Here is a 13,529-nt window from a genome sequence, read left to right on the forward strand (position 1 = left end):
TCGGTTTTGTTCGGTGAAGGAGGTGGCAGGGGAGGGGGGGGGGGGTGGGGAAGAGGCGGGGGGGGAGGGGTTTGGGGGGGCCACCACCCTTTCTGGTGGGGTGCCCCCGCGCGCTCAACCCCTGCATGCGTTGGTCGTTACCAGCCGACGGCGACCAGCAGCCACTGCGGGTTGCTGTGGGAGATGAAGGAGGACTGCCCCGCCACGTCGTCGTAGGGGAAGCCGTAGGCGAGGTTGTTGATGGCGTTGTCGTGCCAGAACTTGGCGTAGTAGTTCGCCGGGGCGGCTTTGTAGTACTGGCTCGGGTCGGCCTGCTGGGAGGCCGGCAGCGTGGCCACGTGACGGTTGAGGGCCGCGCACATGTCGGGGTTGCTCGCCAGGGAGGCGGCGCAGCCGAAGATGTCGGAGGTGGCCGCGTTCACGCCGACGGACTGGGCGTAGGAGGTGAAGTAGTCGGCGTTGGCCCCGCCCGCGCGGAAGCTCGGGTCGCTGCCGGGGGAGATGATGCGGTACGGGGCCTGGGTCTGGGCCAGTACCTTGAACTGGGACGGGACTGCGTCGGTGAAGCGCTGGAACGTGGTGGCGCGGTCCTCGGCGAAGGTCTGCCGGTTCTCGCCGACCTCGACGTCGTAGCCGTCCTTGGTGTGCAGCCGCATGGCGAGTTTGAGGCCGAAGGCGTCGACGCGTGTGGTGTTGCCGTTGAAGACGTTGTTGCCGACCGTGAACTCGATGAAGTCGTAGTAGGGGCTGTTGGGCGAGCCGAGGTAGAAGTACATGCGGCCCGCGGAGTTGGCCGGCATGTCGAGGTAGGGCTGTTCGGCGATGGAGTGCGTCTGGCCGTTGAAGCTCCAGTAGACCTGGCTGTCGGGGTACTTGCCGTTGGTGCGGTTGAGGATCTTCACCTCTACGGCGTTCTGCGCGGGCGGGATGTCGCTGATGCTGCCCCAGAAGCCGTCCGGCGAAGTGGTGCCGCCGCCGGGGCCGTAGACCTGGAACTCCCAGAGGGAGTAGCCGTACTGGGTCGCCCTTGCCGTTCCGTAGACGCGTACGTAGCGGCCGCTGCCGGGGACGGTCAGGTTCTGGGTGCCGCCGGTGGCGGAGGTGGTGGAGTAGACCGTCTTCCAGTTGGCGGCGTCGGTGGAGGTCTGTATCTGGTAGGCCTTGGCGTAGGCGGCCTCCCAGGTGAGGGTGACGCGGCTGATCTGCTGGACGGAGCCGAGGTCCACCTGCAGCCATTGGGGGTCGGAGAAGGCCGAGGACCAGCGGGTGCCGGGATTGCCGTCGACGGCTGCGGTTGCGGGGAAGGAAGCGCTCTCGGTGGAGGAAGCGGTGGCGGGGCGCCCTTGGGAGAGCAGCTGGTCGTCGGCCCGTGCGAGCGAGGGTGTCAGGGCGAGGACGCAGGCTGCGAGCAGGGCGATCACCAGGCCGACCGCCGTGCGGGAGCGCGCGGTACCGGTCGCTGGTCTGCACGTGAGCGCACTTGAGGAAGTCTGCACGGGGGTCTCCGGATGCCGAGTGGGCGGGTGTGGGGGCTGGAGGTACAGGAGGCGGAGAGCGCTCTCGGGGTTTGTACTCCCGCCTCTCCATGGCGTCAACAACTGAAGGCGAAACAAGCGGAGTTCACAGGATCAGGCACGGCATACCTGCGTCTGTCAGACAGGGCCACGTACAGAACCGCCCGGTCTCTTCGGGACCCGTTCAATTGGCCGATCCCAAGCCCTCTTCGCCGTTCACCACTTGATGTGTTTGGTACAGACCTTCTAGGTTCCGGCCGACGGGCTTCATGTGCGCACCCACGCCTCACGTCAGTTGAGCTGGTGTGTCGTCCCCGTGCCCCCTTGTTCCGAAAGGCTGTGATGGTCCTCCATGGCCGGACACCCCCCAACGTCTCACCGCGTTACGGTGCAGCCTCGTCGTGGCCGCGCTGATCACGCCCTTTCGACCGCGCCCTCATCACCCAGCTCGCCCACGACGGCCGTGCCTCCTACCAGACCCTGGCGAGCGACCTCGGCGTCAGCCTCAACACCGTCAAACGCCGCACCGAACAGCTCACCCGACGTGGCCTGCTGCGGTTCCGCTGCGACTTCGCCCGCACCCTCGGTGGTCGGCCCGTCTCGGTCACCCTCTGGGGCAAGGTCCCACCCACCGACCTCCCTGAGATCGGCCACGCCCTCGTCCCCGTCTGCCCGAGACCCGCAACTGCGCCGCCGTCAGCGGCCCCCACAACCTCATCCTCCAGGCCAGCCTGCACTCCGTCAGTGACGTCCTGCGCCTGGAGACCCAGCTGGCCTCCGCTCACCCGAGCCTCGACATCGTCGACCGCGTCATCGCCCTGCGCCAGGACAAGCTGATGGGGCGCCTCCTGGACCCCCACGGCCGCTCCGTCGGACACCGACGAGCCGCCGACTCCTCCACGTGCGTCAGGGCCGAGCGCAGCGCGGCGGTGAGAGCAGATGCGGAAGGGGAACGGGCCATGAAGAGGGCCGGCATCCGACAGCTCAAGATCCCCTGCCGCACTTCGCCCGGAAGCCATCAAGGAACCCCCGCCGGGTGCACACGGGGGTTGCCGACGGAGGCCCCGCCGATCAGGACGCCGATGAAGCCGCCCCTACTCACTTCACGAGCGCGACAGCGGACTGGACACCGTCGACAACATCGCTACCGCACACCGAGATTATGAACACCCGGACCCGTCTTTCATTGATCCTGCGCGCCGAGCACCTCGGCGCGCAGGGCGCCCATTTCTGTGTGGCAACGCGGTCGCATCTGTCCACGCATCACACCCATGCTGTGCAAGACGCGGACACTGCCCCCCTGCGCTGGCGACCGCAGCGACGGCTTTCGGTCAGATGGTCAGGCCGTGCAGCGAAGGCGGCCGCGATGGCAATCCGTTGGGGCCGTGGTCGCACATCTCCCTTCGCGGGCAAGATAATTCACGCCTTATATTTTGATGTATTGACGGCCGGGCGGGCTGCCCCTAGCGTCCGATCCGCATCGCGCCCCACATCGCGACCAAGGAGACACGTGTGACCGACGTTCTCGCCGCGCTCGTCCGCGCACCCCGCCAGCGCAGACGCACGGCCGCCCTCACGACCGCCTTCCTGCTGCCGGCCGCCGCCGGTATCGCGCTGGCTTCCGCCCCGAATGCCGCCGCCGCGAGCATCCCCACCGCTCCCACCACGGTCGTCAACGCAGGCAGCGGCAAGTGCGTCGACGCGCGCGCCGGTGCCACCGGCAACGGCACCGCCGTGCAGCAGTACACCTGCAACGGCACCGGTGCCCAGTCCTGGCAGTTCACCCCGACCGACAGCGGCTACTACCGGATCGGTGTCGCCTCCGCGCCGGACCAGGTCTGGGACGAGACCGGCGTCTCGACGGCCGACGGCGCGCTGACTCAGATGTGGCTCTACGGCGGCGGCGCCAACCAGCAGTGGCTGCCCGTCGCGGAGGCCTCCGGCACGTACCACTTCGTCAACCGCAACAGCGGCAAGTGCCTCGATGTGCCGTCCGCGTCCACCGCCGACAGCGTCCAACTGCAGCAATACACCTGCAACGGCACCGCCGCCCAGTCCTTCACGCTCACCGGCGGTCTGACCCCGCCGCCCAACACCCCGGACTTCGGCCCCAACGTCACGGTGTTCGACCCGTCGATGTCGACGTCCGCCATCCAGTCGAAGATCAACTCGGTCTACAGCACCCAGCAGACCAACGAGTTCGGCACCCAGCGCAACGCCCTGCTGTTCACCCCCGGCACCTACAACGTCGACATACCTGTCGGCTACTACACCCAGGTCGCCGGGCTCGGGTTGTCACCGGACCAGGTGTCCATCACCGGCGGCGGAGTGCACGTCGAGGGGCACACCAGCGACGGCAACGCCACCCAGAACTTCTGGCGCGACGCCGAGAACATGTCGGTGAGCCCCAGCTCGGGGAGCACCATGTGGGCCGTCTCGCAGGCCGACCCGTTCCGGCGCATGGACGTACACGGCAGCATGAAGCTGTGGGACGACACCCACGGCACCAGCACCAACTGGTCAAGTGGCGGCTACATCGGCGACTCGCGGGTCTCCGGCCAGATCAACTCCGGGACCCAGCAGCAGTTCCTCACCCAGGACACCGCCATGAACGGGGGCTGGAGCGGGCACAACTGGAACATGGTCTTCGTCGGCGACACCGGCGCCCCGGCGACCAGCTTCCCGAATCCGCAGTACACCACCGTCGCCCAGAGCCCGGTGATGCGCGAGAAGCCGTTCCTCTACGTCGACAGCTCGGGCAACTGGCAGGTGTTCGTGCCCTCGGTGCGCACCAATGTGCAGGGCCCCGACTGGACGAACGGCAGCGCCCCGGGCACCTCGCTGCCGATCGGCCAGTTCTATATCGTCAAGCCCGGTGACACCGCCACGACGATGAACAACGCGCTCGCCGCCGGCAAGAACCTGATCGTCACCCCGGGCGTCTACCACCTGTCCGCCCCGCTCAACATCACCCGCCCCGACACCGTCGTCCTCGGCCTGGGCCTGGCCACCCTCGTCCCGGACAACGGCGTCACCGCGATCACCACCGCCGATGCCGACGGCATAGACATCGCCGGCCTGCTGATCAGCGCGAACATCACCAACTCCAGCACCCTCATGCAGGTCGGCCCGACCGGCTCGACCGCCAGCCACACCGCCGACCCGATCGTGCTGCACGACGTGTTCTTCCGCATCGGCGGCGACATCGCCGGCAAGGCCACCCAGACACTGGTGATCAACAGCAACGACGTCATCGGCGACGACCTGTGGCTGTGGCGGGCGGACCACACCAACGGCGTCGGCTGGACGACCAACCCGGCCGTCAACGGACTGATCGTCAACGGCAACAACGTCACCGTGTACGGCCTGGCCGTCGAGCACTACCAGAAGTACCAGACCACCTGGAACGGCAACGGCGGCCGCACGTACTTCTACCAGAGCGAGACCCCCTACGACGTCCCCGATCAGTCCAGCTGGACCACCAGCGGAGGGGACCTCGGCTACGCCTCGTACAAGGTCGCCAACTCGGTCACCTCCCACGAGGCCTGGGGCGTGGGGGTCTACGCCTACCTCCGCGACAACCCCTCCGTCGTCCTCGGCCACGCCATCGAGGTGCCTACCACGTCAGCGGTGAAGTTCCACAGCATGGTCACCACGGTCCTGGGTGGAGACGGCACCATCAACCACATCATCGACAACACCGGCAACCAGGTAACCCCCAGCAGCAACGTGGCGTACCTGGTGAGCTATCCGTAAGTCCGGCAACGGACCCCGACGGTACACAGGGTGCAACTCGTCCGTGTCCTCTGCGGGTGACGTGGGCCGGGCAGACCGGCCGGACGAGGAGACCGGTCCGGCGCCTGTGTCGAGATGGCACGGGCGCCGGACACGCAGGGCGGCCACAGGCTCATTTGTTCCCAGGGCCGGTTCACAGGCGGTCGCCCAGAAGCGCGTCAGCACCTCGGGGCAAGAACCAAAGCAACGCCCCTGGGTCGCCAGGGCCAACGCAGCCCCACGACCCGGCACCGGACACCCACCGACCCGGGAGGCGTGCCGGTCCGGCCGAGCCGAATGCCTGTACGTGCTCAAGGCACTCGGCTCGTGCGGTCAGTTCGGCCAGCCGCACCTCCACGTCCCTCTGCGGGACCGCGGCGTTCACCTGCTGCCAGCGCATGGCCGCGCCGGCAAGCACGCAACACGCCCGGAGATGGGCCAGCACGGCGTCCAGACCCTCGGTCGTCTGCGGCGAACGGCCGGCGACGGTGCAGGAGTCCAGTAATTCCCGGGCGTTCCTCTGCGCCGTACCCGGGAACCGGGACCGCAGGGCCTTGCCCGTGGCCAGGTGGTCCCGGAGCGCGGTGCCGACGGTTATCAGTTGGCCCGCCTTCTGGGCGGTCAGGTCCTCGGGTACGGTCACCGGGCGCAGGCCCAGCGCATCCACGGCCCGCGCGACCTTGCGGATGTCGTCGGTGACGGCTGCTACACGCTCGGCCGAACCATCCGAACCCCTCGGCACCGGCATGGACCCGCTCAACGATCTCGGCGAGCGTGCCGGCGTATCCCGGCGCCACGCTCCGATGCCGATGGACCAGGTCGGCCAGGATGTTGCAGACCCGCAGGACTTCCCCGTCGCCGAGTGCGACCCCGGGGAGCTCCGCCGCCCGTGCGTGGTCGTCCACGGTGACTTGCGAGCAGCAGGACGAGCCAGGTCGTTTGAGGACGCTGGCCACCGGCGGTCGCCTGGAAGGCGAAGCGGCGGCGCCGGGAACAGCCGGTCCGGCCGACACGGTTGCATCTGCCGAGGGAACGGCGCCGCACGGGTGGGGAATACGGAGAGCACAAGGTCGGCCGCCCCACCAGGATCCGGGCCCAAGATCGCGGTACGCCCGCCGCAACGCGGACCAAGATGTATTCCTGCAGGAGGACTGTTTTATGACGAACCGGCCCTTGACGCTGATGGCAGTACACGCTCACCCCGATGACGAGGCCACCGGAACCGGAGGGGTCCTCGCGCGGTACGCGGCGGAAGGCATCCGCACGGTTCTCGTGACGTGTACCGACGGCGGTGGCGGTGACGGACCGGGGGGTGTCAAACCGGGCGATCCCGGACACGATCCGGCGGCGGTCGCCTTGATGCGCCGTCGGGAACTTGTGGCGAGCTGTGACGTCCTGAAGGTCAGCGATCTGGAGATGCTGGGCTATGCCGACTCCGGGATGATGGGCTGGCCGAGCAACGGCGCCCCCGGATCCTTCTGGCAGACCCCCGTGGAGGAAGGCGCTTCCCGACTCGCGGAACTCATGCGGCACTACCGACCCGATGTGGTCGTCACCTACGACGAGAACGGCTTCTACGGCCACCCCGACCACATCCAGGCCCACCGCATCACGATGGCGGCGCTGGAGATGACCGCGTTGGCACCGAAGGTGTACTGGACGACGATGCCCCGCTCGATGATGCAGCGGTTCGGCGAAATCATGCGCGAGTTCGGTGAGGACATGCCGGAGCCGGATCCTGCCGAGGCCACCGCGATGGCCGAGATCGGCCTCCCCGACGATGAGATCACCACGTGGGTGGACACCACCGCGTTCAGCGGTCAGAAGTTCGACGCGTTGGCCGCGCACGCCAGTCAGGGCGAGAACATCTTCTTCCTCAGGATGGGCAAGGAGAGGTTCGGCGAGTTGATGGGCATGGAGACCTTCGTCCGTGTCCAGGACGCCACCGGCGCGGCCATACCCGAGAACGATCTCTTCGCCGGACTGCGCTGATCCGCCCTCCGACCGGCCGGGAACGGTGCCGGCGCTGCTCCCGGGCCCACCTGGCCTCGGCGAGCGTGATGGTCTCGGGGTAGACGTCCGCGGGGGCGGTCGTTCGGCGACCTTTGGGCATGCCGAGGGCGTCTTCCTGGCGCCGCCAGGTCGGTTCGCCGACCTGGCGGCGGTGGACCCACCACCACTGTGTGGCCTGGTGGGCGGCTCCGACGAGCGCGTCACCCGCCGGGCCGAACTGGTGCACGAGGCCCAGTGCCGCGGCAGCGCACGGGCCAGCTCCGGCAGGGACGTGGTGTCGATGAGGTAGCCGCGGTGGTCGCCGATGAGGCAGCGGCGGCCGCATCCGCAGGTGTCCACCGGCGGTCGAAGGAGAGCAGCCAGGCGCCGCCTTCGGTCGTGAGGCCGTGCATTGAGCCGCATTCGGCCACTGTCCACGCGCAGCCCTCACCGGCCAGGCCGACTTGCGCCTCGCACCAGGGAGCAACGCAGCCGCACCCCGGGCTCGCCGGGCTCCCGGGTCGTACGCTCCGCTGCCGCGGTCGATCACCGCGCGCCGAGCATCCTGGAACGCGAACGCCGTTTTGTCATCGGCGGCCGCGATCTCCACAACGACCAGCCCTGGTTCCGTCACGTGCGCTTCGTTGATCGGTCTCATGCCTTGCACTCCGGCGAAGCCCTTGATCGAGGTTCGCCGGTCGCAGCATCTTCACTCCATAGAGGTTGCCGCAGGTTCTTGGGCCGTCGGCTGCGTCCGTCCGCACCCCCGTCGTCCACATCTTTGCCGGCCGGTGAGCACCCTTATGGCGGGTGCCGCTACCAGGCGGGCTGTGGGAGTCCTGCCCGAGCAGGCGGCCGGTGGCTGTTACTCACTTTTGGGTGGCGACATGGACGTTCCTAGGTGTATTGATCACGAGCGTTGTTGACGTCGGTCAGGCTTGATCATGGCGAAGACCTCCGGTGTGGTGGAGCTGTCTAGTAGTGCTTCGTTACGTCGAGTGATCTCGCCTGGTGGTGGGCATCTTTGGGGTGTGAAGCTGGGGGAGGTGGAACGGCTCCGAGGTGAGTTATCGGAGTTCGTTGCCGATGTCTTCGGGTCGGTGCCGCGGCGGGATCAGCGGCGATGGGGCGAGTGTTATCTGCGGGGCCTGATGCTGGACGGCCGACGTAAGTCGATCCAGCCGATGGCGGAGCGGCTGCCGGACGGCAACATGCAGGCTCTGCAGCAGTTCGTGAACCAGTCGCCGTGGGACCCGCTGCCGGTCAGGCAGCGGATCGCCCAGCGGTTGTGCGAGGCGATCCGCCCTGAGGTGTGGGTGGTCGACGACGTGTCGTTCCCCAAGTGCGGAACGGCGTCGGCGGGGGTGGCCCGGCAGTACTGCGGGGCCCTGGGCAAGCGCGCGAACTGCCAGGTCGCAGTCAGCGTGCACGCGGCCACCGACACCGCGTCGTGCCCGCTGGAGTGGGAGCTGTTCCTGCCCGAGGAGTGGACCAGTGACCACGACAGGCGACGGCGGGCCGGGATCCCTGACGAGGTCGGGCATGCCTCAAAGACCCGACTGGCGCTCGGGCTGCTGGACCGTCTGGCGGGGCAGGGCCTGGCAGTGCCGGTGATCGTGGCCGATGCCGGTTACGGCCGCAGCGTCTCCTTCCGGCTTGCGCTGGAGGAACGCGGCTGGACCTACGTCATGGCCGTCGACCCGAAGGAGATCGCGCGACCTGCCAACGCCGAGCCGTACCAGCCGGCTTATGGCGGACTGGGACCGCCGACCCTGCCCCGATACCGTCAGGCGCCCCGCTCGCTGCCGGGCCTCGTTGCCGAGGCCGCCGTGTTCGAGCCAGTCACCTGGCGGCAGGGCAGCAAGGGCAGAATGACCTCGCACTTCGCCGTGCTCCAGGTGCGGCCCTCAGGCAAGGAAGCATGCCGCACCGCACAGGAGCAGGCCGGGGGACGCAACCGGTGGGACGGGGTGCTGCCATTGCGGACCCTGCTGGCCGAACGGCCCGCAGAAGCCGACGAGCCGACCGCCTACTGGATGACCAACCTGCCCGCCACCACCCCGATCGCCGATCTGGTGCGGTGGGCGAAGATGCGCTGGCGGATCGAGCACGACTACCGCGAGCTCAAGCACGGTCTGGGCCTGGACCACTTCGAAGGCCGCACCTGGCGGGGCTGGCACCACCACGTCACCCTCGTCACCGCCGCCCAGGCCTTCCTCACCCTGCGGCGGCTCGACCCAAAAGCCCAGATGTCGGCCTGAGCCTCTACCAGGTCCTCGATGTCCTTCAGGACCTGTTGAGGTGCTGGACCGGCACCTGCACCACCTGCGGTCGACCCCTGCCGACCAGCAGAACCAGAGCCAGAACCTAACGAAGCACTACTAGGTCCTGTCCAGCGGATCATGTTCGGGCGGGGCTCGGTAGGTTGGCCGCATGTCTTCTGCACTTGTTGTCGGTTACGACCCGCAAGCGATACCTGGCGTCGACGGAGAGGCTCTTCGCGCGGCGCTCGATGCGGAGCTGGCCCGATTCGGTGAGCACGGCATCGACGCGGCCATGGTGCTGATCGTGTTCGACGAATCGGCCGAGTCCACCCTCGTCGCATCGTTGACCAAGCAGCTGTGGGATGTCGTGGTCGTCGGCGGCGGCATTCGCAAGACCGAGCCACTGCTTCCGCTCTTCGAACAGGTCGTGAACCTGATCCGGCGCCATGCGCCCCAGGCCGCGATTGCGTTCAACACCAGTGGCGGGGACAGCGTCGAGGCGGCACAGCGCTGGCTCTGAATCCCGGCCGAGGATCACGTCCTGAGCCAGAGGCGGATCGCGGCAACGGTAACGGTGCCGTGGAAGACGTAGGCGCGCTTGTCGAACCTGGTGGCCACGGCGCGGGAGTTCTTGAGCGCCAAGATGGTCCGCTCCACTTCGTTCCTGCGCTTGTAGATCGTCTTGTCGAAGCCGGCGGGTCGTCCGCCCCTGCTGCCGCGGTGTTGGCGGTTGGCCCGCTGGTTCTTCGGCTCGGGGATGGTGTGTCTGATCTGCCGTCTGCGCAGGTAGCCGCGGTTGCGACGAGAGGAATACGCCTTGTCGCCGCCGAGATGATCCGGACGGGTTCGGGGACGTCCGCCGCCCAGGCGGCCGACGTGGATGCGTTCCATGACGGGGATGAGCTGCGGGGCGTCACCCCACTGACCCGGGGTGATCAGCAGGGCCAGGGGGCGGCGCCCGCCTTCGCCGGCGAGGTGAATTGCACTGGTGAGGCCGTCCCGGGAACGTCCGAGCCCCTCGGCGAGGCGGTGCTGCCGGGGCGTGCGTCCTCGCAGCAGCCATTTCAGTCGTCGGCGGCGACCAGGAGGGAGAGGACGCCGAGGCGGCGGTCGATGAGCACGAGTTCATGGAACTCGGTGTGGATAGGGCCGTAGTCGTGGTGCGCGTCCTCGGGGAGGGCTCCGAGTGCGTACCGACTCGTCGCCTGGCGGATCGGGGTGTAGACCGCCTCTTGAAGCCTCGCGTCCAGGTCTGGGGGAAGTGGGGCACCACTGGTGGCCCACGTGGAAATCGTGCCCGTCGCGCTCGACTCGTCGACGGCCGCATACGTGCCGGGCGTGATCCGACCTGCCCACCACTGACCATGGCGCGGTTCGAGCCAGACGCCAGCCCCGTCGTAGGTGTCCCGGAACTCCGGGTGGGCGATCAAGGCGGTCAGCAAGTCCTGGTCGGTCGGCGAGCCGGGTGGCAGATGGAAGCGCTTGATGTGAACCCATCGGTATCCGTGACCCTGCCCGTCCGGGAAGCCGAAGTCCTTGAAGTTGATGAAGGGGCTGTCCCAGTGAGTGAGCGCATGGTGCATACCGATCAGGATCCCCCAGCTCCCCGGACGGCCAAAACCCGCGCCGGCCTGGCTGGACATCGCCCGGGAGTTCACCGAGCAATGGACTGACCCTCGCGAACTACTCGCGCTGAACGGCCAAAGATTGCAGGGTAAGCCCTCGTCCGGGATGGCCCGCCGCCACAGCCACACCCCTCGCCCTCGCGCGGACACGTCGTCCCGCCGACGGGGCCTACGGCCTGCCCGCCTGGTACGACGAGCACCATGTGCGCAAAAACGCGGCGGCCGACTTCCTCACCCGTGCCGAGGTCGAGGCGACGATCCGCCGCTACATCGAGGTCAAGCAGGACAGCTAGCCCCTGCGGAACACCCCGCCAACCAGCTGACCCGCGCTCAGTGGCAGACCATGCTCTGGATCGTGAACGGCAGCACCGCACGCGGGACTTGCTGCAGAGCAATCAGGTACCCGACGAGGCCGAGGATCCCACGACACCCGGTGAACTCCTCCTGCGCGAGGAGCCCTTCGCGCGCCGGAAGACGCGCGCCAAGACGGTGCCCTGGCGCGCGCGATACCGCGAACTGCGGCGGCGAGCCGAGACAGGGGAGGCAGCCGGCTGGGACCAGGACCGGGTCTTCACTTCCGGAGAGCGCCGGGTCCGCAGCGGCGCCGCCCGCGAGGCGGTCTTGCTGCGCAGCCAGGGCCGGTGCGAGAACCCCGACCGTTTGCTCGCCCTCCTGCCCTACCGCACTGCAGCGGGACAGCCCCTGCTGGAGATCGACCACATCGACGACCACGCCCAAGGCGGCCGCGACCACCCAAGCGCCGTGATCGGTCGTGCCCCAACCGCCATGCCGACAAGACCCGTGGTGCGGACCGTAGCGCACTGCGGGAGCATCTGAGGGGCGTGGCGCAGGCGCTGGACGCTGCCGTGACGCAGCAGGAGCAGGACGGCCCACGCCCATGAGCCACGCCTGCTCCCGCGGTGAAGACCTCGGTCGTCAGGCGGGTTCCAGGAGACCGACAACGGAAAGCTCGGTCTCGCCGTTGACGAGTTGAAGGGCGACTTCGGCCCGGGCCGCGAGGTCGAGCGGGTCGAAGTCTTCGGCGTACGCGGCGTGCACGATGCGGTCTAGGCCTGCACCGACCAGCGGAGCGGCGGTGCGCAGCGAGGCCTCCATCGCCACGCCTTGGGTGGCGCCGCCGTGCAGGATGATGTTCCGCCTGCGGTACAGGCGCCGCAGCGCGATCCGGAAGGCACCGGCGACGTCCCCCAGCACCGGACGGGGGTCCTGGACCAGGTCGGCCATGCGTTGGGCAGCGGGCCGGTCGCTGTATTTCGTGGAGGCTCCGGTGAAGTCCAGAGCCGAGGCACCGCCCGCGTGCAGCGCAGCGGCGGCCAGGCGGGCGCGCTCCTGATGCATAGCGCAGGCCGCGATGCCCTGGGCGAGCTCGTCTTTCGGGCGGGGCTTGTGGTGGTGCGCGAGGGCGGTGAGCTCGGCGCGGGGCCACGAGCCAGCGATGATCGCCGCCATTCGGTCGGCGGCCACCGCCTTGCCGGACCGCTCGTTCTCCCCCTTGGGATCGTCCGGGTGCGTCAGCAGCGATTCGACGGCGGCCCAGGCACCGGTGACGGCCGGGGCCATCGGACCGCGGTTGACCGCGGCCGCGAGCTCCAGGGCGTCGTCGATCCGCCTGCGTGGTCATCGCCTGGCTGCAAGCGCAGCAGCGCTGTCCGCGATATCCGCCGTGGTGGCGCGCGCGTCATAGAGGTCTTTTGCCCAGGCCCTTGAGGTGGCTGGCGCTGTAATCAAGATCAAGAAGGTGGGAAGCCACCGTGCGGAAGAACCGCTCCGGCTTGACCCGCTCGTCGACCGGCACGTTGACCGCCGCAGCCCACCGCTCCAGATACCCGGACCACACGTGCCCGATGATCTCCTTGAGCCGACGGCGCTCAGGGCTCGGATCCGGCAGCGAGTTCTTCAGCAGGCCGGTGAGCTCCCTGGGCAGGTCCGGCTCTCCGAGCCCCGGCCGGGCCCGATCACAGCATTGAGCTGGATACGCTGCCAGTCGCACGCGGACTGCGACAGCACCCCGTGAGCCTTCCAGTAGCCGGCCTCCCAGAGCTCCTCGAGGGCCGGCACCGAACCTATGTCCCACAGACGGCGCGCCCAGGGCGTGCCTTCGTCGGTGAAAAAGTCCGACATGCGGGCGAGCACGTGCCGGGCGTAGGGATCCGAAGCGGGAGGAGCCGTGACCATCGCAGCACATTGGCCGAGCGGGGGATCATCAACCGCCAGCCGGGCAGGTCCGTGCTACTCGATCACAGACTTACTGGCCCTAACAGAAGTCGTTGATCACGTGACTGTCGGCTTGTCCACTCGTTGGTGTGGTCGTGGGGAAGCGTCAGTCGCGGCCGTGGATC

General features: G+C 68.4%; 12 protein-coding genes and 3 pseudogenes. 7 read left to right on the forward strand and 8 right to left on the reverse strand.

Features of this window, described 5'->3' with window-relative positions:
* Positions 1-137: 137 nt before the first annotated feature.
* The gene (locus ACZ4SW_RS36440) at positions 138-1,496 is read right to left on the reverse strand and encodes a beta-1,3-glucanase family protein (protein WP_468253379.1); all 1,359 of its coding nucleotides are present in this window, start codon (positions 1,494-1,496) and stop codon (positions 138-140) included.
* Positions 1,497-1,952: 456 nt separating this feature from the next.
* Here ACZ4SW_RS36440 and ACZ4SW_RS36445 point away from each other — a divergent pair, with 456 nt between their 5' ends.
* Complete coding sequence (locus ACZ4SW_RS36445) at positions 1,953-2,351, forward strand: Lrp/AsnC family transcriptional regulator (RefSeq protein ID WP_468253389.1); 399 nt, start codon at positions 1,953-1,955, stop codon at positions 2,349-2,351.
* A gap of 675 nt (positions 2,352-3,026) precedes the next feature.
* The gene (locus ACZ4SW_RS36450; RefSeq protein WP_468253380.1) at positions 3,027-5,270 is read left to right on the forward strand and encodes an RICIN domain-containing protein; all 2,244 of its coding nucleotides are present in this window, start codon (positions 3,027-3,029) and stop codon (positions 5,268-5,270) included.
* A 172-nt stretch (positions 5,271-5,442) separates the two neighbouring features.
* Here ACZ4SW_RS36450 and ACZ4SW_RS36455 read toward each other — a convergent pair whose 3' ends face one another.
* Positions 5,443-6,036, reverse strand: a complete 594-nt coding sequence (locus ACZ4SW_RS36455; RefSeq protein WP_468253381.1) for a hypothetical protein — start codon at positions 6,034-6,036, stop codon at positions 5,443-5,445.
* A 410-nt stretch (positions 6,037-6,446) separates the two neighbouring features.
* On the opposite strand from ACZ4SW_RS36455, the gene ACZ4SW_RS36460 reads away from it, so the two are divergent.
* Together ACZ4SW_RS36460 and ACZ4SW_RS36465 are read left to right on the forward strand one after the other, a co-directional pair.
* The gene (locus ACZ4SW_RS36460; protein WP_468253382.1) at positions 6,447-7,280 is read left to right on the forward strand and encodes a PIG-L family deacetylase; all 834 of its coding nucleotides are present in this window, start codon (positions 6,447-6,449) and stop codon (positions 7,278-7,280) included.
* 172 nt (positions 7,281-7,452) lie between these two features.
* Positions 7,453-7,590 (forward strand): hypothetical protein, encoded by a 138-nt coding sequence (locus tag ACZ4SW_RS36465; protein ID WP_468253390.1) that lies wholly within the window; start codon positions 7,453-7,455, stop codon positions 7,588-7,590.
* Positions 7,591-7,727: 137 nt separating this feature from the next.
* Here ACZ4SW_RS36465 and ACZ4SW_RS36470 read toward each other — a convergent pair.
* Together ACZ4SW_RS36470 and ACZ4SW_RS36475 are read right to left on the reverse strand one after the other, a co-directional pair.
* A pseudogene (locus ACZ4SW_RS36470) lies at positions 7,728-7,793 on the reverse strand (hypothetical protein); the annotation flags it as partial.
* A 91-nt stretch (positions 7,794-7,884) separates the two neighbouring features.
* Positions 7,885-7,938, reverse strand: a pseudogene (locus tag ACZ4SW_RS36475) (DUF6207 family protein); the annotation flags it as partial.
* Between the two features lie 373 nt (positions 7,939-8,311).
* Between ACZ4SW_RS36475 and ACZ4SW_RS36480 the strand changes: the two are divergent.
* Positions 8,312-9,541 (forward strand): IS701 family transposase, encoded by a 1,230-nt coding sequence (locus ACZ4SW_RS36480; RefSeq protein WP_468253383.1) that lies wholly within the window; start codon positions 8,312-8,314, stop codon positions 9,539-9,541.
* 172 nt (positions 9,542-9,713) lie between these two features.
* Positions 9,714-10,064: a hypothetical protein gene (locus ACZ4SW_RS36485; protein ID WP_468253384.1), complete on the forward strand. Its 351-nt coding sequence runs from the start codon at positions 9,714-9,716 to the stop codon at positions 10,062-10,064.
* A 14-nt stretch (positions 10,065-10,078) separates the two neighbouring features.
* On the opposite strand, the pseudogene ACZ4SW_RS36490 reads toward ACZ4SW_RS36485, so the two are convergent.
* Positions 10,079-10,600: pseudogene (locus tag ACZ4SW_RS36490) on the reverse strand (IS5 family transposase); the annotation flags it as partial.
* Between the two features lie 8 nt (positions 10,601-10,608).
* The gene (locus ACZ4SW_RS36495; RefSeq protein ID WP_468253385.1) at positions 10,609-11,127 is read right to left on the reverse strand and encodes a hypothetical protein; all 519 of its coding nucleotides are present in this window, start codon (positions 11,125-11,127) and stop codon (positions 10,609-10,611) included.
* A gap of 375 nt (positions 11,128-11,502) precedes the next feature.
* Here ACZ4SW_RS36495 and ACZ4SW_RS36500 point away from each other — a divergent pair, with 375 nt between their 5' ends.
* Positions 11,503-12,006 (forward strand): hypothetical protein, encoded by a 504-nt coding sequence (locus ACZ4SW_RS36500; RefSeq protein ID WP_468253386.1) that lies wholly within the window; start codon positions 11,503-11,505, stop codon positions 12,004-12,006.
* A 99-nt stretch (positions 12,007-12,105) separates the two neighbouring features.
* On the opposite strand, the gene ACZ4SW_RS36505 is transcribed toward ACZ4SW_RS36500, so the two are convergent.
* Both ACZ4SW_RS36505 and ACZ4SW_RS36510 read right to left on the reverse strand, forming a co-directional pair.
* Positions 12,106-12,750 carry a hypothetical protein gene (locus ACZ4SW_RS36505; RefSeq protein WP_468253387.1) on the reverse strand — a complete coding sequence of 215 codons (645 nt, stop codon included), beginning with the start codon at positions 12,748-12,750 and terminating at the stop codon, positions 12,106-12,108.
* 118 nt (positions 12,751-12,868) lie between these two features.
* Complete coding sequence (locus ACZ4SW_RS36510; RefSeq protein WP_468253388.1) at positions 12,869-13,180, reverse strand: hypothetical protein; 312 nt, start codon at positions 13,178-13,180, stop codon at positions 12,869-12,871.
* Positions 13,181-13,529: the final 349 nt, after the last annotated feature.

The organism is Streptomyces sp. NPDC028331, from assembly GCF_055565775.1.

Bases quoted from the DNA above. Each gene is read 5' to 3' on its own strand.
- ACZ4SW_RS36495 (WP_468253385.1), bottom strand. From the start codon at position 11,127: ATGCACCATGCGCTCACTCACTGGGACAGCCCCTTCATCAACTTCAAG.
- ACZ4SW_RS36455 (WP_468253381.1), bottom strand. From the start codon at position 6,036: ATGCCGGTGCCGAGGGGTTCGGATGGTTCGGCCGAGCGTGTAGCAGCC.
- ACZ4SW_RS36460 (WP_468253382.1), top strand. From the start codon at position 6,447: ATGACGAACCGGCCCTTGACGCTGATGGCAGTACACGCTCACCCCGAT.
- ACZ4SW_RS36505 (WP_468253387.1), bottom strand. From the start codon at position 12,750: ATGGCCCCGGCCGTCACCGGTGCCTGGGCCGCCGTCGAATCGCTGCTG.
- ACZ4SW_RS36485 (WP_468253384.1), top strand. From the start codon at position 9,714: ATGTCTTCTGCACTTGTTGTCGGTTACGACCCGCAAGCGATACCTGGC.